The 22,951-nt window shown below is 46.5% G+C and carries 16 protein-coding genes and 1 pseudogene; 14 read left to right on the forward strand and 3 right to left on the reverse strand.

The annotated features are described in order from the left end of the window. Positions 1-146 precede the first annotated feature (146 nt). The 9 genes from sufB (at position 147) to NYP69_RS06425 (ending at position 10,893) form a co-directional block, all read left to right on the forward strand. Complete coding sequence (sufB, locus tag NYP69_RS06385) at positions 147-1,736, forward strand: Fe-S cluster assembly protein SufB (protein ID WP_101889787.1); 1,590 nt, start codon at positions 147-149, stop codon at positions 1,734-1,736. Next, a complete protein-coding gene (gene sufD / locus NYP69_RS06390; RefSeq protein ID WP_473413058.1) occupies positions 1,736-3,079 on the forward strand; it encodes a Fe-S cluster assembly protein SufD in 1,344 nt (447 codons plus the stop codon). The genes sufB and sufD overlap by 1 nt, the downstream gene beginning before the upstream one ends. Positions 3,080-3,088: 9 nt before the next feature. Further along, on the forward strand, positions 3,089-3,865 hold the full coding sequence (gene sufC / locus NYP69_RS06395) for a Fe-S cluster assembly ATPase SufC (RefSeq protein WP_004113429.1): 777 nt from the start codon (positions 3,089-3,091) through the stop codon (positions 3,863-3,865). A 230-nt stretch (positions 3,866-4,095) separates the two neighbouring features. After that, complete coding sequence (typA, locus tag NYP69_RS06400) at positions 4,096-6,021, forward strand: translational GTPase TypA (protein WP_101889789.1); 1,926 nt, start codon at positions 4,096-4,098, stop codon at positions 6,019-6,021. Between the two features lie 43 nt (positions 6,022-6,064). Continuing rightward, positions 6,065-6,499: an alcohol dehydrogenase gene (locus NYP69_RS06405; RefSeq protein ID WP_473413059.1), complete on the forward strand. Its 435-nt coding sequence runs from the start codon at positions 6,065-6,067 to the stop codon at positions 6,497-6,499. A 134-nt stretch (positions 6,500-6,633) separates the two neighbouring features. Beyond that, positions 6,634-7,686 carry a prephenate dehydratase gene (locus tag NYP69_RS06410; protein ID WP_473413060.1) on the forward strand — a complete coding sequence of 351 codons (1,053 nt, stop codon included), beginning with the start codon at positions 6,634-6,636 and terminating at the stop codon, positions 7,684-7,686. After that, positions 7,680-8,795, forward strand: coding sequence for a prephenate dehydrogenase (locus NYP69_RS06415; RefSeq protein ID WP_473413061.1), 1,116 nt, complete (start codon positions 7,680-7,682; stop codon positions 8,793-8,795). The genes NYP69_RS06410 and NYP69_RS06415 overlap by 7 nt, the downstream gene beginning before the upstream one ends. Positions 8,796-8,920: 125 nt before the next feature. Continuing rightward, on the forward strand, positions 8,921-10,000 hold the full coding sequence (locus NYP69_RS06420; protein WP_473413062.1) for a site-specific tyrosine recombinase: 1,080 nt from the start codon (positions 8,921-8,923) through the stop codon (positions 9,998-10,000). A gap of 53 nt (positions 10,001-10,053) precedes the next feature. Next, a complete protein-coding gene (locus tag NYP69_RS06425) occupies positions 10,054-10,893 on the forward strand; it encodes a ParA family protein (protein ID WP_473413063.1) in 840 nt (279 codons plus the stop codon). A gap of 137 nt (positions 10,894-11,030) precedes the next feature. Here NYP69_RS06425 and NYP69_RS06430 read toward each other — a convergent pair whose 3' ends face one another. The 3 genes from NYP69_RS06430 to NYP69_RS06440 form a co-directional block, all read right to left on the reverse strand. Further along, positions 11,031-11,312 (reverse strand): DUF6725 family protein, encoded by a 282-nt coding sequence (locus tag NYP69_RS06430; protein WP_473413083.1) that lies wholly within the window; start codon positions 11,310-11,312, stop codon positions 11,031-11,033. Between the two features lie 261 nt (positions 11,313-11,573). Beyond that, positions 11,574-11,981 carry a HepT-like ribonuclease domain-containing protein gene (locus NYP69_RS06435; RefSeq protein WP_473413064.1) on the reverse strand — a complete coding sequence of 136 codons (408 nt, stop codon included), beginning with the start codon at positions 11,979-11,981 and terminating at the stop codon, positions 11,574-11,576. Between the two features lie 65 nt (positions 11,982-12,046). Further along, complete coding sequence (locus tag NYP69_RS06440; RefSeq protein ID WP_473413065.1) at positions 12,047-12,478, reverse strand: nucleotidyltransferase family protein; 432 nt, start codon at positions 12,476-12,478, stop codon at positions 12,047-12,049. 787 nt (positions 12,479-13,265) lie between these two features. Between NYP69_RS06440 and NYP69_RS06445 the strand changes: the two genes are divergently transcribed. From NYP69_RS06445 to NYP69_RS06465, 5 genes and pseudogenes are all read left to right on the forward strand, one after another. Then, positions 13,266-13,427: a hypothetical protein gene (locus NYP69_RS06445; RefSeq protein WP_473413066.1), complete on the forward strand. Its 162-nt coding sequence runs from the start codon at positions 13,266-13,268 to the stop codon at positions 13,425-13,427. A 3-nt stretch (positions 13,428-13,430) separates the two neighbouring features. Beyond that, positions 13,431-18,779, forward strand: a complete 5,349-nt coding sequence (locus NYP69_RS06450; RefSeq protein ID WP_473413067.1) for a Rib/alpha-like domain-containing protein — start codon at positions 13,431-13,433, stop codon at positions 18,777-18,779. A 204-nt stretch (positions 18,780-18,983) separates the two neighbouring features. Then, positions 18,984-20,681 carry a SpaH/EbpB family LPXTG-anchored major pilin gene (locus tag NYP69_RS06455; protein WP_473413068.1) on the forward strand — a complete coding sequence of 566 codons (1,698 nt, stop codon included), beginning with the start codon at positions 18,984-18,986 and terminating at the stop codon, positions 20,679-20,681. A 243-nt stretch (positions 20,682-20,924) separates the two neighbouring features. Next, positions 20,925-22,085 carry a class C sortase gene (locus tag NYP69_RS06460; protein WP_473413069.1) on the forward strand — a complete coding sequence of 387 codons (1,161 nt, stop codon included), beginning with the start codon at positions 20,925-20,927 and terminating at the stop codon, positions 22,083-22,085. Between the two features lie 308 nt (positions 22,086-22,393). After that, positions 22,394-22,951, forward strand: a pseudogene (locus NYP69_RS06465) (hypothetical protein); the annotation flags it as partial.

A 22,951-nucleotide genomic window follows, 5' to 3' on the forward strand; every position in this document is an offset into this window, starting at 1 on the left:
TAATAAAAATGCAATAAAAAATAAAGTATTTTTCTTTGTGTTTAATTAACACATGCAGGGAATGAAAAGATGTGATTTGAATCACGTAATGCCGCCGCGTGGCTAAATGTATAATCGACTTATAAGCTTGATAGGAGGGTAAAACAGTGGTTGATGATTCAAATAAGCCTGAATCAAGCGCATTGACGAATAGCGTATCGACGAATAAGAATGTAGCGAATCAAAACGAATCCAGCGCCGCAAAGGTAAGCGCCGCCGAATCCAGCGCCGCAGACGTTGAAATGAGCCAGTATGTAGCAGATCGCGCTCGCGTAAATGAGGATAAAATCCGTCAAGACGAGCAAATTGTTGCTGAATTTGGCGAATACAATTACGGATGGCACGATTCGGATGCTGCAGGCGAAGCTGCAAAGAAGGGCATTGACGAGTCGGTTGTTCGCGCAATTTCTGCCGACAAACACGAGCCAGAATGGATGCTAAATCTTCGTTTGCAAGGATACCGCGCGTTTTTGCAAAAGCCTATGCCAGATTGGGGCGTGGATTTGCGCGGCTTTGACGCAGACGATTTTAAGTACTACGTGCGCCCAGTACACGATCAAGCGAAAACTTGGGATGATTTGCCAGAAGACATTCGCAAAACTTACGATAGGCTTGGCATTCCAGAAGCGGAGAAAAAGCGCTTAGTTTCAGGCGTTGCAGCACAGTACGAGTCGGAAGTTATTTACAATTCGATTCGCGAGGACTTAGCAGCTCAAGGCGTGATTTTTGTGGATACGGATACGGCAGTTCAAAAGTATCCAGATCTTGTAAAAAAGTATTTTGCAACTGTTATTCCAGTTGACGACAACAAGTTTGCGGCTCTTAACACCGCAGCTTGGAGTGGCGGCTCGTTTGTGTACGTGCCAAAAGGCGTGCATGTGGATATTCCGCTGCAGGCTTACTTCCGCATTAACACGCCGAACATGGGTCAGTTTGAGCGCACTTTGATTATTGCAGACGAAGGATCGTACGTGCATTACGTTGAAGGTTGCACAGCTCCGATTTATTCCACGGATTCGCTCCACGCTGCAAACGTTGAAATCGTTGTAGAAAAGCATGCGCGCGTGCGCTACACAACCGTGCAAAACTGGTCAAATAACGTGTACAACTTGGTAACTCAGCGAGCTTACGTGCGCGAAGGTGGCACAATGGAGTGGGTTGATGGAAACATTGGCTCCAAGGCTACTATGAAGTATCCTGCTTGTATTCTCGCCGAGCCGTACGCAAAAGCGGAGACTATGTCTTTGAGCTTTGCGGGCCGCGGTCAGTATCAGGATACGGGTGCGAAGATGATTCATTTGGCTCCGCACACGAGTTCTACGATTGTTGCTAAGTCGATTTCGCGCGGCGGTGGTCGCTCGGCATACCGCGGTCTTGTGAAGATTGTTAAGGGCGCTAGTGGCTCCAGCTCTTCGGTTGTGTGCGATGCTTTGCTTGTTGACGATTTTTCTAGGTCCGACACTTATCCGCATGTTGACGTGCGCGAAGATAACGTTTCGATGGCTCACGAGGCCACTGTTTCCAAGGTTTCTGAGGATCAGCTTTTCTATTTGATGAGCCGTGGGCTGGAAGAAAAAGAGGCTATGGGCATGATTGTGCGCGGCTTTGTGGAGCCGATTAGTCGCCAGTTGCCAATGGAGTATGCTCTGGAGCTTAATCGCCTTGTGGAATTGCAAATGGAAGGATCCGTGGGGTGATGAGCGAAGATCTGAAAAAGAATTTAGGCAATAATTTAGGCAATAAAATGACGGAAAAAGAAATTAATATTCCTGTAGCAGACCCTAACGATCCTTACGCTGTTCCTGCTGCAATGCCTTCTAGTGCAGATAAATCCGTGCGCTCTTTTAACGTGCAAGACTTTGCGATTCCAACGCGCAAGCAGGAAGATTGGCGATATACGCCAGTTGAGCGAATCGATGAGTTTTTTGATAGCTTTGAGCCGTCTAACAACGTTGCCGTGGAGCTAAAAGGCGTTGATGGCGATTCGCGCGCAACTCTACAAATTCTGCCAAAAAACGAGGCTCCGCATACAGAGATGAAGCCTTCGGATCGCGTGGCTGCTGTTGCGTGGAATTCTGCAAAGTCGGCATACGTTTTGCATGTTTGTGGCGAAGTTACAAAGCCAATAATATTGCAAATCCACGGAAACAACTTGCAATCACTAGACGCTGCGAAATCACTAGACGCTGCGAAATCACTTGACGCATTGCCACTAGATGCATTGCACTTAGTGATAGAAGCCGATTCCTGCACAAACGCGGATATTATCGTAGAACACACAGGAGTTGCAAAGCTTGCTGAAGGCGTAGAAATCATTCTTGGAGAGAACGCGCACGTTTCTACAACGTTTATTCAAGAGTGGGATTCAGGCAGCAAACACGTTGGAAATCATAGGATTCACGTGGGTGCTGGTGCGTCTTTACGCCACACAATGGTCACGCTTGGCGGAGACGTTGTGCGAATCCGCATGGATCAGGATTTTGGCGGCGAAAAGGGCGATTTGAACATGCTTGGCATGTATTTTGTGGATCCAGGCGAGCATGTTGAGCATCGCACTATGGTTGTGCACAATCACCCAGAATGCAAGTCGCGAGTAGTGTATAAGGGCGCACTTTACGGCAAAGGAGCGCATTCTACATGGGTTGGAAACGCGCTTATTAAGCCAGAAGCTCCAGGCACGGATTCGTACGAGTTGAACAGAAATCTGGTGCTAACTCCTGGCGCGATTGCCGATTCGGAGCCAAATCTAGAAATCGAAAATGGAAATATTGTTGGCGCAGGTCACGCAAGTTCTGTTGGCAGATTCGACGACGAGGAGCTGTTTTACTTGCAATCTCGCGGCGTGAGCGAGGCGGATGCTAGGAAGCTTGTTGTGCGCGGATTCTTTAACGAGCTTATTGATGAGATTGGCGTGCCGCAAATCGTAGATCATTTGATGGCTGCGATTGAGAGGCGTTTAGCTAAGACGGAAGAATCGCAAGCAGCCGCACCATCACGCGAATCGCAAGCAACCGACGAATCGAAATATGCGGAAGAATAGGAGATAAACATGTCAACTTTAGAAATCAAGGATTTGTACGCGTCTGTAGAAACAAAAGAGGGACGCAAGCAAATCTTAAAGGGCGTAAATCTTACAGTTAATTCTGGCGAAACGCACGCGATTATGGGTCCGAATGGCTCTGGAAAGTCTACTCTCGCATACACTTTGGCAGGTCACCCAAAGTACGAAGTGGATTCGGGTCAGGTGCTTCTAGACGGCGAAGATATTTTGAAGATGACTCCAGACGAGCGCGCAAAAGCTGGGCTGTTCCTTGCGATGCAATACCCTGTAGAGGTACCAGGCGTTTCGATGACGAACTTTTTGCGCACAGCAAAAACGGAAGTGAGTGGCGAAGCTCCGACTTTGCGCGCGTGGGTTAAAGAGCTTAACGAAGCAATGAAGCGCTTAAGAATGGATCCAAAGTTTGCGTCTCGCTCTGTAAACGAGGGATTTTCGGGCGGCGAGAAAAAGCGCGCGGAAGTTTTGCAACTAGAGATTTTAAAGCCAAAGTTTGCGATTTTAGACGAGACGGATTCTGGGCTAGACGTGGATGCTTTGCGAATTGTTTCGGAAGGCGTAAATCGCGCCAAAGAAAGCACTGGTTTGGGCATTATGATGGTTACGCATTACACGCGAATCCTTAAGTACATTAAGCCAGATATTGTTCACGTTTTTGCGCAAGGTCACTTTGTAAAGACGGCAGGGCCAGAGCTTGCAGACGAGTTGGAAGAAGAAGGATACGACAAGTATTTGCCAGAAGGTGCCAGCGAGTCTGCGATTGCATGAATCGACTTGCATGAGCGCTTAAAGCGCGAGAGCAACATGATCTTCTATTCCGCGTTTTGTACGTGATTTAGGCCAAATCTGGTACAAAGTGCGGAAGGTTGTTCCGTGTTTTGTAGTCCTACATGCTGTTTAGAGCTACAAAATGCGTCAACATCTCTCGTGTAATGGCGTGTCTAAAGCCGCGAGTAAACTCGTTTAGGTTTGGCTAAATCAAATGGAAGAGGTTTGTAATGACTGTTCGCGGTGATATTAGAAATGTGGCAATCGTAGCGCACGTTGATCATGGTAAAACAACGCTCGTAAATGCCATGCTTCAGCAGTCGCACGTATTCTCTGAGCGAGAAGAAGTGCCAGACCGCGTAATGGACTCCAACGACCTTGAGCGCGAAAAAGGCATCACCATTCTTGCCAAGAACACGGCCGTGCAATACACTGGTCCGCTCGCAGAAAAGTACGGTCACCCAGAGGGAATTACAATCAACGTAATCGATACCCCAGGTCACGCCGACTTTGGTGGCGAGGTAGAGCGCGGCATCTCCATGGTTGATGGCGTTGTGCTGCTTGTTGACGCTTCCGAAGGCCCACTTCCGCAAACTCGATTCGTTCTACGCAAGGCTCTTGAGGCAAAGTTGCCAGTGATTTTGTGCGTTAACAAAACGGATCGTCCAGATGCGCGTATTGACGAGGTTGTGAGCGAAGCTACCGATTTGCTTCTAGGCCTTGCACAAGACGTTGTAGAAGAAGGAATCGACCTCGATATTGATTCGCTTCTTGATTTGCCTGTTATTTATTGTGCTGCAAAAGCTGGCTATGCATCCTTGAATCAGCCAGAAAACGGCGGTTTGCCAGACAACGATAATTTGGAGCCGCTTTTTGACTCTATTATTTCCAATATTCCAGCGCCAGAGTACGAGGAAGGCGCACCTCTTCAGGCACACGTTGCAAACATTGATTCTTCCGACTTCCTTGGCCGCCTCGGCTTAGTGCGAATCTACAATGGCATTTTGGAAAAGGGTAAGACTTACGGGCTTTCTCGTGTAGATGGCTCGCTTGAAAACTTCCGCGTTTCCGAGCTTTTGCGCACGCAAGGCTTGGAGCGCACTCCTGTTGCATCTGCAGGACCTGGAGATATTGTTGCAGTCGCAGGCGTTAACGACATTATGATTGGCGAGACGATTGTAGATCAGAACGATCCAAAGCCTCTTCCATTGATTCACGTTGACGACCCAGCTATCTCCATGACTTTCGGCATTAACGATTCGCCGCTTGCTGGCACAGAAGGCAAGGATCACAAGCTTACAGCGCGCATGATTAAAGATAGGCTTGATCGCGAGCTTATTGGTAACGTGTCTATTAAGGTTCTTCCAACAGACCGCCCAGATGCTTGGGAAGTTCAGGGTCGTGGCGAGTTGGCGTTGGCAGTTTTGGCGGAGCAAATGCGTCGCGAAGGCTACGAGCTTACAGTTGGCCGCCCTCAAGTTGTTACTAAGACGATTGACGGCCAAATTAACGAGCCTATGGAAAACACTACGATTGATGTGCCAGAAGAATACATGGGTACTGTTACGCAGCTTATGGCGGATCGCAAGGGCCGCATGGATTCTATGAGCAATCACGGATCTGGCTGGATTCGCTTGCAATTTACTGTTCCTTCTCGCGGTCTTATTGGCTTCCGCACGGCTCTTCTTTCTGCAACTCGCGGAACGGGAATCGCAAGCTCTATTTCTGCAGGCTACGCGCCTTGGGCTGGTCAGATTGTAACTCGTCAGAATGGATCTATGGTTTGCGATCGTAAGGGTGTTGCAACGCCTTATGCTATGCAGCGTTTGCAGGCGCGCGGCGTGTTCTTTGTGGATCCGCAAAGCCCTGTGTACGAAGGTCAAATAGTTGGTATTAACAACAAGCCAGACGAGTTGGACGTTAATATTACGCTTGCTAAGCATATGACTAACATGCGTTCTTCTACAGCAGATGTGCTTGAGACTTTGACTCCACCAATTAAGATGAGCTTGGAAGAGTCGCTTGACTTTGCTAACGAAGATGAGTGCGTGGAAGTTACACCTGAGTCGATTCGCGTGCGCAAGATTATTTTGAGCCGTGATGAATGGTATAAGTGGCGCGCTAAGCAGCGTAGGCAGAACAACAACGCTGCGTGATTGCTGCGTAAATTTAGCGTGATTTCTTAAAATATTCCTTAAAATGATGTTTAACATAAAGTCGCATTCCGTGCTATTTGCTAGCAAGTGTGCGGCTTTATGCGTTTTAGCGGCATTTTGCGCGGTTTTGGGCACTTTTGCGCACCGAATGGGCGCTATGTACGGCTTTCCGTACGGTATTGTAATCGCGCTTTTGCTTGTTGCTTTGAGCGCGTGTTTTGCTCGCATGCTTTGTGGCATGTTTGGCTTTATTTTGCACGCAATTGTGTGTTGTTCGGTTGTGTGGATGATTGCGCTTGGATGGTTTAGAGTTTTTGGCGCGTTTCGCGGCGTGCTAGTTGCCATTGGCTTTGGCGTGGATAATCTTCCGTGGATTGCGCAAAATGCTGGATATTTTTGGCTTTATGGAGTGATTATTGTTCACGCAGTTTTGCTTTGTATGCCTAATAAATTCTTTGTTATTCTTGGCGCTAAATAGTGGCGCTAATAAGTGGTAGTGGTGCTAAATAAGTGGTGCCAAATCAGTGTAAGGTAGTCTTACTTATAGTCTTAGAGTAGTCTTATTTACAGTAGTCTTAGTCTTACAGTCTTAAAGTAGTTTGAGGAATAGTCATGAATAGCAATATAGTCATGAATAGCAATAAGAACAGCAGTAGTGACCGCAAATTATGTTATTTAGGGCCAGAAGGTTCTTTTACTCATCAAGCTGCTTTAAAAGTTAAAGAACAATGTAAATCGTTAGATACTTTGCGTCTTATTCCAACTGCGTGTGAGAATATTCGTAATATCGCTAGCAAAATTGAAGATTGCTACGATTTGGGTATTATTGCGTGGGAAAACAATATTGAAGGCGTAGTAATACCTAATTTAGATTTATTAATTGATGCAAAAAATATGGTTGGCATCGCTCGCTTGGGCGTTGATATAAGTTTTGATGCTGTTGTTTGCAAGTCGGATTCAATCGATAACTGTTCGACTATTGTTGCTCATCCTCACGCGTTGGCGCAATGTCGTAAGTTTGCTCAAAAGCATGGATTGAAAGAAAAAACCGCGTCTTCAAACGCTGCTGCTTGTAGGGATTTAGTTAATGGCGAAGTTGCTTTGTGCCCTAAAATTTGTGCTGATTTATACAATAGGCAAATTGTGAGTGAAGGCGTTGAAGATTTTTCTGGCGCGCGCACTGAGTTTTTAGTGTTAGCTCCTAGAGATGAGGCTTTAAGTTTTGTTAGCATGCATCGCGAATGCTATTCATCTTTTTCTTCGATTATTGCTTTTATTCCGCGTTGTACAGGTGCTGGAGTGTTAGCAAATTTGCTTGATGTTGTGCGCGATCATGGGCTTAATATGACTTCTTTTATGTCTAGGCCGATTAAAGGTCAAGATGGTTTATATAGTTTTATTGCCACTGTTGATGCTGCTCCTTGGGATTCTACGTGCAAAGCTATGATTCAAGAGGTTGTTGAACATGGTGATTGGGTGCGAGTTTTAGCGGTGTATCCTTCTAATAATCGCAATAATCCGATTATGAATGATTGGATGCTGCCTAATGGCGGAGTGTGCATTGATTCTGCAGGCGAGGCTTCAGCTGAGGCTTCGGGCGATGCTTCAGCTGATGCTTTGCGCACTTTGAACGTAATGCATGCAGAAAGAGAATTATTATGGTAGAAGATGCTGAATTTTCTCAAAAATTTTCTGTTGGTATTGTTGGACTTGGACTTATTGGCGGATCAATCGCAAAGCGTTTGGTGGATGCGGGCTCTTGCAAAGTGTACGCGTATAATCGCCATCAAACAATGTATAAAGAGGCGAGGGCGCTGGGAATCACTTGCGTTGAAAGCGTTGCGGAGCTTGCGCGCATGCAGCCAAATGTTTTGATTTTGTGCAATTCGCTTGCGTCTATGCCAGAAGTTCTTGGCGAGATTTCGCGCGGAATCAACAAGCAGCGCACTACTTTGACGGATGTTGGTAGCGTTAAGGGGCTTGTGCGCGAGCAGGTTAAGGCTGCGGGTCTTGGCGATTGCTACATTGGTGCGCACCCTATGGCTGGAAGCGAGTTTACGGGTTGGCAGGCTTCGAGCGCGGAGTTGCTGCGCGGCGCGCTTTGGGCAGTTAGTGTTGATGAAAGCAGCGATTTTTGGCGATTTTTGGCGGTTTTGCGCGTTATTGTTGAGTTGTGTGGCAATCGCGCGCTTGTGTTGAACGATTCCATACACGATGCTTCGGCGGCGTTGATTTCGCACATGCCGCACGTTGTTTCTACAGCGCTGGCGAATGTTTTGTGTGGAAGCGAAAATCGCAATGTTGCGTTGCAAATGTCGGCTGGTTCTTGGCGAGATATGACGCGAGTTGCGCTTACGGACCCGAATCGCACGCGTGCGATGGTTGCGGAAAATCGGCGAAATGTGGCGGATTTGCTGGGTAGCGTGATTGAGGAGTTGAGTTTTGCGAAGAAGGTGCTTGAGGGGAGCGATGGCGATTCTGCGGCTGCTAGCGATTCTGCGGTTGCTTGCGATGAGTGTGATGAGTGTGATGTGGAAGAGCGCGCGTTTTTTGCTAAGGCTGATTCTTGGCGCGAATACAAGTATAAGGAGCGCGCGGTTGCTTGCGATGAGTCGGCTGGCGATTTGCGCGAGCTTCGATTTGCGCTTGATTGCCCAGGCGATTGGCAAAGTCAGATGATTCAAAGCGCGCAAAGCGGCGAGCAGATTGTTGGCGTTGCGCTGAATGAATCTGCGTCGGCTTGCATAACACTTCGTAGCATCTCAACTCTCTAATATCCGCGCGAACGCTATTTCCGCTTTTTGTTGCTCGACACGCCGATTTGAGCAACATTTTCGGGAAAATCGCTTGCGCGCTATGCAACTCGAAGTGGTAGATTCGAGCGGCATATAATTAACATATGACCGAATTGCAGCAACCGCACATGAATCAATCTACTCAATCGCATCAATCGCCATTTTCCCCAAAAATCCAGCAGTTTCTAAACCATATAAGCGTGGAGCGCGGGCTTTCTCCAAAAACCGTTGAAGCATACGAGTCGGATCTTACAAAATACACGAACTGGCTGCGCGAAGCCCGAAAAATCAACGATGTTAGCAAAATCACGCAACTAGATATTGAAGAATACGTGCGCGCAATGTCATCACAAGAAATGTCATCACAAGCAATGGCAGCGCAAAGGTTAGGACCTCGCACGATTGCGCGGCGAATCGCAAGCATACACGAGTGGAACAAATTCATGCTTTCCAACGCGCAAATCGCAAGCGACCCTTCTGCAGAAGTCAAAGCGCCAAAGCAAGCGGAGCATCTTCCAGACGTGCTCAGCATTAGCGAAGTGGAGCGCGTAATCGATGCTGCTGGCGGATTTGGTAGCACGGATGCCGTCTCGCTTCGAGACCGCGCGCTTGTGGAATTTTTGTACGCGACTGGTGCGCGCGTGAGCGAGACAGTTGGCCTAAAATTCGAGGACATTGATTTGGCGGAATCAGTTGTGCGGCTTAGCGGCAAGGGGCAAAAGCAGAGGCTTGTGCCGATTGGAAAGTGTGCGGTTCGTGCGTTGCGCGATTATTTAGATAAAGCTAGGCCGATTCTTGCAAGCCGCGCGCAAAAGTCGGAAGCTTCCGCCAGCACTGCCTCAAACTCATCATCAAAATCATCCTTAAACTCATCATCAAACGCATCATCAAAATCCGCAAATTCTCACATGATTTTCCTCAACAAACGCGGCAAATCGCTGTCTCGCCAATCCGCGTGGGAGGCGATTTCTCGCGCTGGCAAGATGGCAAAAATCGGCAAAGAATTGCATCCGCACACGCTTCGTCACTCCTTTGCAACGCATTTGATTTCGGGCGGCGCTGATGTGCGCACAGTGCAGGAGCTGCTTGGGCATGCGTCTGTTACAACAACGCAAATTTACACGCATATAAGTCCAGACGCGCTTATGGAAGCGTATGTGATGAGTCATCCGCGCGCAAGGTAGCTACACGTAGACGCGCAAATCCACTGAACATACCTTTTGCTAAACTGGAGCGTATGCCTACTGATTTACTTGGACGCGAATATGAGACTTTCCGCGCGCCAGATGTGCTTACAACGCACGGTCCTGCGCGCATTATTGCTATGTGTAACCAGAAGGGTGGCGTTGGTAAAACTACCAGCTCCATCAATATCGCTGGTGCGCTGAGTCAATACGGTAGGCGAGTTTTAATTGTTGACTTCGATCCGCAAGGCGCTGCAACGGTGGGGCTTGGGATTAATGCGAACGCGCTTGACAACACTGTTTACACGGCGCTTTTTGATTCTTCTGTAGACGTGCACGATGTGATTCGCCACACTGCCACAGAAAACATTGATGTTATGCCTGCAAACATTGATCTTTCGGCAGCCGAGGTTCAGCTTGTTACCGAGGTTGGTCGCGAGCAGATTTTGGCTGGCGTGTTGCGCAAAGTTCGTAACGAATACGACGTTATTATTATTGACTGCCAGCCTTCGCTCGGCTTGCTTACCGTCAACGCGCTTACGGCGGCGGATGGCGTGATTATTCCTGTTGCTGCGGAGTTCTTTGCGCTTAGAGGTGTGGCGCTGCTTATGCAGTCGATTGAAAAAGTGCAGCACAGAATTAACCCAGATTTGCAAGTGTTTGGCGTGCTCGTTACCATGTTTACGCGCACTTTGCACAGCGAAGAGGTTTTGCAAAGGATTTACGAGGCTTTCCAAGGGCGCGTGTTGCATTCTGTTATTTCGCGTTCGATTAAGCTGCCAGATTCTACTGTTGCGGCGGTTCCGATTACGATTTTTGCTCCTGAGCATAAGACTGCTAAGGAGTATCGCGAGGTTGCGCGCGAGCTGATTTCTAACGGCGTTGTTGAATAGTGCGCTTAGACCGCGCTAACGACAGGATCTGCCTTTCCGCACTTTGTACCATATTTGACCCAAATCACGTACAAAACGCGGAAAAATCTTCCGCACTTTGTACCAAAATCAACCTAAATCACGTACAAAATGCGGAGTTATGTAGTGCGTTTGCGCTCGGGAACGGGCTTTAATCGCACGATTGTGCGCGCGTTGATGAACATTTCTTGCTCGGGTCGGCTTCCGTTTGCGGCCGCGTCGCGCATAAGATGCAATGTTGCTCCGTCCCAGCTGATTACGTGACCAATCGCGTCGTGGTATTCGATTTTTTGTGCGCTGCCATTGGTTTCTTGCAATCTGTCATCGGTTGCTTGCGATCTGTCATCGGTTGTTTGCAATCTTTCGCCGCCGCCTAATTGCGCGATTTTGTACGTTCGCACAACAATTCGTGCGCCAACTGGTATAAACTCTGGCAGAATCTGCCGCCTAATTAAGCTGCTCGTAGTATTGCCTCCGCGTTGTTTGTGTCTTCGTGTTATTTGCTGTGTGTTTTGCTTTGACTTTGTTAATTGTATCGTAGTGCTATCAAACTCGTAACGTTTTGCAATACACTGCAGCGCGCGAGCGATATTTCCGCTTTTGGTTGTTGATTTTGCCGATTTGTGCAACATTCTCGGGAAAAACTTGCGCACTCAATCCGTCTAGTCTATTGGCTTATTTACTCGCGTAAAATCAACCAAATTATCAGTATAGAATTCTTTATTGTTATCGATATATTCCGTGAGTATTTCAATAACTTTTTTAGAATCCTGTTTAACTGAAAAATATAAGATTTCTAAGTCCATTCCTTCATAATTATGAACTATGCAGTCGCGCATACCAGCGATTTCCCTCCATTCAACATCGTAAACGTTTGCACGGAAGGATTCCGAGAGTTTTTTCACATTCTCGCCAGCTTGCTCAATTGCATGAGCCACTGCGTATTGTTTTTCTTCGTCTTGAGTGAATTCGTCAAAGTTTACATTGGTTATGAATTTTTCTGCTGCGCGTAAATATTTTCGTATTGCTGCAACGTGAACCATGTCGTTTGTTTTGTTGGATTTGCTCATGTTTGCCTTGCTGTTTTTATTATGTGTATTTCGATTGCGGCTGCGCTTTAAGTTCTAAGCGCTATTCACACAATTTGGAATATTGGCTTTGTGTTAATCGTTGTTACGAACGCTTTTCGCTGAATTTCCGCATCTTCGTTCGCTAATGGATGAGTTACGTAACTTTTGTTAACTAGGTCGATTTTTCTGCCCAAGCAATCGGCGAGTGATTGCATTAGCTCTTGTTTGCGCACAATTCGCGATGTTTCGCGTTCTAAGTTCGATTCATTTTGCAGCTCGTATATAAAATCCACGTCTGAGTTGCGATTGGCGGTTCCTTGCGCAACAGATCCGAATAGATACAGTGATTTTACGCCGAGCTTGCGTGCAATTGGAGCACAAAGTTTTTGCACTATTAACGGGGTTAGAGTAAGAGGGTAGACTGGTTTTGTGCTTTTTGAGATTTCTGCAGATTTTGTAGATTTCGCTGGATTTGCAGCTGTTGCATCAATTGCCATTTTTCCCTCCTTGTGCGCAAATAATTTGTTAATTTTGACTTGATGATACCTATATATAAGTTTATACGTTTGCGCGACGACATGCCGTATTTTAGGTACAATCGCACTACGGTTTTGTGTGTATGTGTAGTGTGTTTGCGCTCCGACCTACCTTTGCGCTTAGAGCGTAGCGCGCGAACGACAGGGCCTGCCTTTCCGCACTTTGTACCATATTTGACCCAAATTACGTACAAAACGCGGAAAAATCTTCCGCACTTTGTACCAAAATCAACCTAAATCACGTACAAAATGCGGAGTTATGTAGTGCGTTTGCGCTCGGGCACTGGCTTTAGCCTTACGATTTGCATGCGCTTGTGGTTCGCGCGCACCCAAACCACAAGATGTTGTGGTTTTCGCGACACGCGGGTTACACAAAACACTTCACCTACTACATAAAACTATTCGGTTATTATCGCGTATTCAATAGATTTTTTTGCAAAAGCCAATCATTATAAAAACTTTTCCTTAAAGTTCTGTTAAAGTCTATTTTTCTTGCAATTCATTATGGGGGGGGGGGGATCATTGCTAAGGGCTTTGGTTAAAGCTGCGCTTTGCTATCTTGTTTTTGTGCGCGAGTTAATCGCTGGGTTAATCGCTGTGTTAGCCCTCGAGTTAACCGCCGCATTTAGCGCGGCGTTGAGCGATTGCTGAACGTTTATGCTGCGTTGGGCAGTGGGAGTACCTGCTTTGTGTGGGTACTGGTTGGAACGCTCAGCATATTGTGCTTAACGCCCTTTGAGTATTGGATTTGTCTGGTACTCTGCCCGTTTTGGGCGTTGCGCGCGAACGCATGAGCAAGCAAGAGCGAAGAGCAGTAACTAAGAATAAAGAGGAACAAGCCGCATGGAACGGGTTCTTGCAGCGTGTTGGGGGTTGCCACGATATTCGCGGTGCCAGGAAAGGTGAGTAGACTATGTTGCCAGCAGGGTTACGTGGATTCGCATCACGCGTGGGGCGTCTTGCGTCGCGCGCTTTTGCTTGGAATAAGGGTGGCGCAGAGTCTTGCGCTGCCACTTCTGCCACCGCAGCGCGCACCACACGTCCAGCCCGCACCCTACTTCGCGCGCTCTTTGCAATGATCCTCGCCGCAGCCACACTTCTCGCAATGCTTATTCTTCCGCCTGTGAATAAGGCGAAGGGTATTGCGTCTGGAGATAGAGGAAGTTACTTTACAAATCCATTTCCACAGGTTTGGTGGGATGGAATGGGCACTGGCTATGCCGTTGGTAATGGTGATGCTAATAAATCCTCGGAGAACGGTAATACATATCATCCAGCATGGTATGCATACAATTCAATTTCTCTTCCTAATGCAACTATAGATAAGACGAACAGAACAATTACTTGGACTGTAAGTCTTATGAAGGAGTCTAAGGAATATCAAAGTATTGAAAAGGATAATAGAATTGAAGGAGATGCTCAAGGTAAAGGTAAGCCTTTATCAATGATTTTTTTGCCAAAAGGTATTGATCTTAATTCTATTTCTATAGATAGAAGGCGTACAGGTAATAAGCGCAGGCCCGATAGGAACTTTAAGCTATATGGATGCTGGTTATACAATAAAGACTGGTCAAATAAATGGGGAGGAAAACCAGGAGATACAGTTTGTGGCAATAAGGCGAAAACAGATGTTGGCTTAAAACTTTCTGATTTTTATGGCACTGATAATTGGTACAGTACAGACGCTAATAAGGTTTCAAGTGGATTTGACCAAGCTTTTGGTATAAATAAGCTTGGTGAATGTAGTGATGAAGATAATAATGGTGCAGGTATGTGCACAGTTCGAAGCTGGAAGTCTAAGCTTTCTGCAGCGATATTGTCTTGGGAACGAGAAGGTTTGCACGGTTATGAGTGGCATATCACGGCTAAATACAATGCAGATGTTAAACATCCAGAATTGTTACCTTTTGTAGCTGGATATATCCCTAATAAGTATGCATTAGGCTCCGATAATCTTGGTGGCGAAGCTGAAAATGCTAGATGGGCTTTTATGGGTCCGCTTGACTACGATGGCGACGGCATTCCAGATAAAATCGAACATGATATGGGTACTAATCCTGTTGAAAAAACGCCTTTGTTGTACCCTAAGTATGATAATAAAATGCTTCCAGATTATATAAAGAAGCTGAAGAATGACAATGGCAAAAGCGCTTATGGTGGTATAAGCAATGTTCCTGTAACTGTTTTTGGCACGAATGCTGTGTTAAAGCCGTACGTTGAAACTGGCAAATGGGAAGGACCTACTGGTCAGGAAGGGCACTTCCAGAAGAAGGAGGGAGATACAACCACTAATATACCTATAAGCGATTTGCCTGGCGAAGACGGTATAAGACCTTTGCCAGATCTGTCTTCTATGAAGTATGAGATTCAAAGTGTGCCAGATGGTGTTAGTCGCTCTGATTATAGTGGTTGTAATGTAAGCAGCACTCCAGGCTGCGTTAGCGTAGATAGGGGGACTGGAGTCCTAAAGTATAATCCTCGCAAAAAGGATATTGGCCACGAGCTAATTTTCACGCTAAAAGTTCATCACCCGAATAGCAATATATATCCATACTGGTGTGCTCATGGTGGAGATGATGGTCATTGGGATGAGTATCAGCAAGTCAAAATCAAGGTTGTCTCGCAAGCGTCTATCTACAACCCGCATTACGATGAAACGGTTGTGCATAACATAAAGCAAGGCAACGGTTACTACACTGTTGGTACTGCTACAAGCGCGGAGCCTAAGAGCGTATCGAATGGCAAGAATTGGATTATGGACGGCCCGCTGCCTAAAGGAACTAAGTTTGAGCTTAAGGATTACGACAGCAAAAAATACCCATATGCTCCTAAGTTTCTTAAATGGTCTAACATTAGTAAAGACAACACTAATAACGGCAAGGTTACGTTTACTCCAGATAAGTCGAATGTTGGTCAGTCTTACAGCACGCCTGTACTCGTTACGTATCCAGATGGTTCAACGTCTAGGGATCCAGATGCTGGCAATAATGGTAGTATTGTTGCAGCTCCCGTTAGGGTAGAAGACCTTACGGTTACTAGTAATCCGCAGGATTTGAATCTTAAGCTTCTTAACGGCAAGAGCATAAATAATAACGCATTTGGCGGCGATATTAACTACCACAATGCGAGTAGCCAAAAGCCGCGCGAGCTTACAAAAGGCCAGAAGATTGGTAAAGACGCCAAGGATAACGGCATTGTGCTGGATTCGTGGTCCACTAACGCAAAGGGTCCTATTACCTTCCGCGCCGTGTGCCATAAGAAGGATGACCCTAAGGCTCCGTACAAGCTGCTAACGCCTAATGGTGGCAAGGGCGGCACACCAAGCGGCGACGTTGACGGCTTGCAATTCCAGGACTTCCGCCAGTGGATTCGAGACAATGACCCTAAGTGTGCGAATGGTAACTGCACAGATGGCAATCACTACCTTTCTAGGGGAGAGTGGAACAAAGACACAATGGAGCGTTCGCGCGCGCTGATTGGCGGCACCCCTGAGAAGGCAGGCGAGTACGAGTGTAAGGTGTTTGCTTTCCATGAGGCGCACGCTGGCGTAGCAAGCAGTATAACGGTGCGCTGGAAACGTTTGATAAATTCGCTAAAAAGCGGTGCAAACTTTGTCTTTAATTTAGATACTAATAACAAATTTATTGAGTCAAAAGGCACAGAGTGGACTGTAGACTCCTTCCACTTTAAGATAAAGCTTAACGACAACCAAAAGTACAACCCGACTTATGTGAAGACTGGCACTATTGAGGCTGGTAAGTTTAAGATTGGCGATTTTGTTGATAGCAATGGCAATTCTTCGAAGCAGCCTACGAGCATTAAGAACGGCAACGGCGTTCCAACGAAAGATCAAGATGACATTGTTGTGGATAGACTCCCAAAGGGCACGTGGTTTGAGATTAAGAGGCTGATAAAGAGCGCAGATAAAGATAACAATAAGGCCAAGACGTACCCTTGGGCTAACTTGGAGGGCGACGAAGATAACGTTAAGCGCGATGATAAAGGCAATCCTGTTAAGAAAGATAACAAGATTCAACCAAATGATACCACTTCAATTCGCGAATACGGCGCCGTCACCTTCCGCCCAGATAAGTGGCAAGACGCTGGCGAGTACTGGGCCGAGGTTGTTGTGCACTACCCAGACGGCACATCTACGGATCAGCCAGAATCTATTAACTACAATCACCCTGTGTATGCAAAGGTGAAGGTTACGCGCGACGACGATAATAATAAGCTTAGGCTAGATTTGTATAAGCGTTACAGCAATATTGGTATGGGCAACGGCTACGACCTTAAAGTAGGTGAGTCGTTACCTAACGATGCAACTTTCGACTCGTGGATGACTAAGTCTGTTGGCAACTTGCATCAGCATGTAGTTTGCTCCAAGAAGGGCAAGGATGGCAAGTATAGCGATTATACTTACAACACTCTGCCTGGTCATGTTAATAACACAAAGTCGAATAAAGATAGCGAAAAAGACGGCTTAAGGTTTAAGAGCGAGAAAGTCTGGAAGCACGCTAGCTTTAAGCAGCAGGAGCAGTGCCGTCTTAAAGGCGGTAGTAGTTGCGATAAAGACAACTACCTATACGACAGGGACGGCGCTTCCGAGCAGACACGCGGTAGTTTTGGAGGCAAAGCTCAGAAGACTGGCGACTACGAGTGCAAGGTCTACGTTATAAGGGGCGACGATAAGTCTGCGGCGTTTGAGAAGGCGGTTAAGAAGAATATCGAGAATAACAAGAAGAACAAGAAGAACGCTGACCCAGTTGACGGCGTGTTGAAGACTAAGGACAATAAGTATCCGTACGGCACAGACGGTCAGGGCTACACGACTCGTTCATTTGCGATTCGTATTCATAACCTCAATCACTTCTACAATCCGCAATATAACACCATCACTCTTACTGCTGGCACTCACGGATCTTCGGCTGTGCCTAAAAGCGCCAAGAGTGCGAATGGAGCTACCGACAATCAGAGTGATGTTAAGGCTGGGGATTTGCCTGCTGGCACTTGGTTTGAGCGCAAGAGGTATAAGTCAGAAAATCAGGGAATCCCATTATTAAGTTACTCGTTGTTTGAAAACGGTCAAGCTAATACCGAAGATAAAAAGAATGCCAAGGATACAAAGAAGGTTGGTGAATTCGGTAAAGTGTCTTTCTACCCTCATAAGTGGATGAATGCCACGCCAGAGGGGAAGCCAGACAAAGTACCTGTTGTTGTGCACTACCCAGACGGCTCTACATCGGACGACCCAGATTCTGGTAACAACGGTAAGCCTATTTACGCGTCTGTGAATATTGTGCGGCCAAAAATTAATAATCCAGATTTAAAGCTGGAATTGTTCTCTCGCTATAATGATGCTACAGATAATACGGATGGCCAAAAAATAGCCGCTAGCTACGATAGTAACAACAATATTAATAGTCAATATGGTGTTACTGTTATGAAAAACTTAGGCTTAATAAAGGATCTTGGCATTAACGCTTGGTCGGAAAATAAGCCTGGTCAGATTGGCTTTAAACTGCTATGCAGGAAGAAGGGTGATTCCAACAGCAAGTGGAACGAGAATCTTGATAAGTTGTTCTTCCATGTGAGCAAAGAAAAGAAGTGGGGTCACGCTGATTCGTTCGATAAGCAAAAGCCATGTAGAGAAAATTCTAGTAATTGCAAAGCGGATCTTTTGTATGACAAAGACGGCAACACTATGGAGCGTTCGCGCGGCAAGATTGCTGGCGTTCCTACAGAAGTTGGCGAATATCAGTGTGCTGTGCTTGCTGTGAAGCCAGATGCGGAGAATGTTTACTCTAGAACGCTTGCTAAGCCAAAGAATAGTAATGTTGGCGGCGATAGCTCTTTGAATGTTGAGAATCCTGCAAATGATTTTGGCAAGCTTGTGAAAAATGTTGATTGGGCCATTGTTTACTTCCCAGTTAAGGTTGTGGAGCCATTTAAGCTGCCGAAGACTGGCGGGGAAGATTGCGTGAACTGGAACATGCTTATGAGCGTTGTGTGCGTGATTGGCACGGGCGCCATGGCGGCTGGGTTCTTCCTTGACCAGACCAAGTGGGGGCGCGCGGTTTGGCGTGCTGTGGCGGCGCGTGTTGGTGCGCGTGCGGCGGCTAATCGCGCTGTAGGTGCGGCGGCTTGCGTCCACGCGGAACCTGCCCCCGCAATCAAATCTTTTATCCGCAAAACTGCCGAACGGTGCGGCGGCGTAATGCTGCGCATTGAATGGTGGATAACCGAAAGGTGGCGATGCTGATGAAAATATTTTCTGCAGCGTAAAACCTGCGGGAGGGTTTGGGCGCATGATTGTGCTCAATCAAAACTGAAAATGATAACTAAATGGATTAGCTAGTGTGAATTGGCTGGCGGAAGTTGGTTGACGAAACTAGTTAATATAAACACAAAACATAACATATATCTCTCAAAGTGTTCGCAAGAACAAAACAAACAAGGAGAAATTATGAATAAGATAACAAAGCAGTGCGTGGCCGCGGTGGCCTCGCTCGCGATGGCTGGCACGCTGTGCGTTGCTGGCGCCGTGGTTGCTGGCAGCTCTGCTTGGGCGGCTGGAACGTGCAATGGTGCGCCTTGGTCTGCTGCTTGCGCTACCCAGAAGGGTACCATTACCATCATGAAGTATGAGGATAAGGGTGAAAATGTTAAAACCACTCCTATCGCTGGTGCTAAGTTCAAAGTTACCAAGGTTACGAAGCTAGCAGTATCTGATACTGCCAACTTGGATCTTACCAAGTATAAAGATTGGGAAGCCTTGGCCAAGAAGGTTGCTGCTCTTAACAGTAATCCAAATGATACAAGCGTGCTTCTTGATACTGCTAATGCTACAGAGAAAGCAACTGCCGATGGTACAAGCGGCACAACAAAAGGCGAAGCAAAGTTCCCTAACCTTGGAATTGGTCTTTATAAGGTTGAAGAAACCGCGGCTGCACCTGGCTACTCTAAGGATGTTACGCCATTCTTCATGACGATTCCAGAAATCACGCATAAGACTGGTAAAGATGTTACGTATAACTACAACGTAACGGCAGATCCAAAGAACCAGAACCTTTCTGGCAAGATCAAGAAGGAACTTGTTCGCACCACTGGTACTGGTACAGAGTTTGTTGGTGCGGGCGATACCATGACCTACAAGATTACCGCCGACGTGCTTTCTACCGATAACTTAACTCCACGTGCTAATTGGACAAAGGATAATCTGAAAGGATACACCGTATTCGATCAGGCTCCTGCAGGTGTGTTTACATCGTATGAAGGCTCCACCGTTGTTAAGTCTGCAAAAGTGGTTTATAAGGAAAAAGGTACAATTAAATCTTTACCTTTGAAAGATACAAACACTAATAATGTCACTTTTACTACTGAAAAGATTAAATCGGATGGTAGTGTTACAACAGCAGATAATGAAACCGTAGCAGAGCGTATTAATGTTTCTTTCAATGAAGCTGGTTTAACATCCATCGCAACAGCAGCTGCAACTGACACTAATGCAAAGGTAGAAATTGAATTTGCATTCACTATTGGTGATATCTCGAAGGCTAGTGGAACCAGCTTCACTAACAAGTCTGGTTTTGTTTCTGGTAAGAGCGATAATTCGCCAAAGCCAGATCCTAAAGTTCCAGACGGTGGTGGTTCGCAGGTTGAATCTCATTATGGCTATTTGCAGGTGAACAAGTACGACGGTGCTAATGAGGCCACTAAGCTCACTGGCGCTAAGTTCAAGCTCTTCGCTAAGAAGTCTGATGCAGATGCATGCGCTGCCAACACCTCTGCAACTGAATGTGGTAAGGCTTCAAAGGTTGGCGACCTCACTACTGTTGACGGTGGTAAGTTCCAGACTCCTGTAAAGGTTGTTATTGATAGTGCGGACCACCCATTCTACATTGTTGAGGTTGAAGCTCCAGTTAACTATGAGCGCGATCATCAGGTTCATACAGCAACTGTTGGTACAGACTCCACTAAGGATGCCCCTACAACTGTTAACATTGCTAACGTGCCAACCAAGGATAATGGTTCTTGGTTTAAGCTTCCAAAGACTGGTGCTGCAGGCGTGATTATCTTTGCGCTTATTGGCCTCGGTCTTGTTGGCTCTGGTATGTTCGTATTCCTTAAGAATCGCAAGAAGGAAGAAGAGCAGGCTGCGTGATTGTGTGTGATTAGCCAACGCTGGATTAGGTGGCGTTTGGTTTAATCATGCAAAAGATTTAGGCACTTTGTACCAGAAGACACGCTGCAGCGCTTAAAACAAAATGCGTTGAGCATTTTGTTTCTACGCTGGCGTGTTCTGGTACAAAGTGCTCTAATCTTTCCCGAGTTTGTACGTGATTTGGGTTAAATGTGGTACAAAGTGCGGAGTTATTTCATTGAATAGCTTGAGCTTGGAGGAGTTATGAAGCTAGCCGATATTAGCAATTGGTGCCACTCGTTGAGCGAGCGCGCTGTTGCTAAGTTGTTTAAGAATAAGGCGAAGCGTACCTCCAATGCGATTGGCACGAGCAGTGTGGCTGGTGCGAGTGATTTGCTAGCGGAAAAGTCGCAAGCAGCCGAAGAGCAAACTCCACGCTCAATCTCAAGCCAAAATATAAACAAAAAAATAAACCAAAATACACTTAAAACTAAAAAAACAACTAAAAAAATAACTAAAAAGAAAAGCGCGCTGATGCGCATTATAGAGCCGATTGCGTTTGTGCTTGCAGGTCTGTTGTGTTTTGCGTACCCAGTGTGTTCCACACTTTGGAATAATCGTGTTTCGAAGGAGATTTCTGCAGCGTACGACAAGTACAACCACGACCAGGCGGGAGACGTGCGACGCGCGCATATTCGCGACGCAAGGCGATACAACACAACGCGCAAAGACATGCTTACGCGCGACCCGTACGGCGGGGACGGTCAGCAAGATATAACCAACACGCCTGGCTACAAGCGCTACCTTAAAACGCTTGAGGAGCCGATGGGCATTATTGGCATTGTAAAAATCCCGAAAATCGGTGTAAAGCTGCCGATTTACCACGGCACATTGCAGGAAACTTTGGCGCGAGGCGCGGGGCACTTGTACGGCACAGATTTGCCAGTGGGCGGCAAGGGGCGACACACCGTTGTGACGGCTCATACAGGTCTTGCTGAAGCTACCATGTTTGATGATTTGGTGAATTTGAAGAAGGGTGATTACTTCTATTTTGACGTGCAAGGGGAGACCTTGCGGTACAAGGTGTTCCGCATAAACGTGGTGGATCCGCACGATATAAGCTTGCTGCAGCGCGAGCCTGGGCGCGATTTGGCAACGCTGCTTACGTGCACGCCGTATGGCGTGAACTCGCATAGGCTGCTTGTTACGGGGTACCGCGTGCTGCCAGACCCTGTTGCGGCGCCAGAAGACCATGTGCAGTGGCCGCTTTGGATGACGCTGTTTGTTATAGCGATGATTTTCTCGGCGGCGATTCTTTCCATGATGATTACGGCGGCGGCTGGTAAGAGGCGGCGCAAGTGGGATATTCGCGGCAAGCACATACTATGGGTTGGGCGTGGCGAGATTAAGTTGCGCGCAAAGTGATGCGCGGCGCGTAGACCGCGCGCGAGCGATACTTCCGCTTTTTGTACGTGTTTTGGGTCAAATTTGGTACAAAGTGCGTCAACTATTTCGCTTTTTGTACGTGATTTGGGTCAAATGTGGTACAAAGTGCGTCGCTTTTCCTGATTTTTCAACGTTTTATAGCCTTTAACCACATTGATAAAAAATTCTTTACATACAAAAACAACGTTATTTATTATCAACATATGTCAAAGAAAATAAATATTAACGGCATACCCGATAAATTATTTAAAAAACTTATTGAGTCAGAGAATTCTAAGTCATGTCTTATGGCTTCTCAAAGCAATTCTCGAACAGACTTGCGACGCTGCTTAGAATCAGGAAAATTAGTCGAGCCATATTACGGCTTCTACGCTATTCGTGATCACTGGGATCAATTGCTGTACAAAGATAAAGTTAAGCGTATTGCAGTCACTCTTACAAACAAGATAAAGATAAAAAAGTGGAATTTTACTGGCGAAACTGCTGCCGTGCTCCTGGGGTTGGAGGTGGTTCACTTGCCTTACATACATCATTCTCTTACAGAAATATACGTGTCGTCTAGTTATGCGGAAAAATTTGCTTCGAACAAGAAAAAATCTGATTTAGAGCGGAAAAAATCGGTGCGAAGTGCATTTAGACACAAATATAGCCGACTAAAACTTCCAAACATAATAGAAGATGAATCTGGTATAAGGCTTGATGATTTTACTAAAAATAGACATAAAAATGTGAGCAACGGCACAATTATTGGCAAGGGCACAAGCGCTAATAGCGGCACAGTAAAAAATACGAATCTTTTGACGGCGTCGTCATTTGGACATATTGCAACTGATGAAGAGCTTGCG

Source organism: Gardnerella sp. c17Ua_118, from assembly GCF_055804255.1.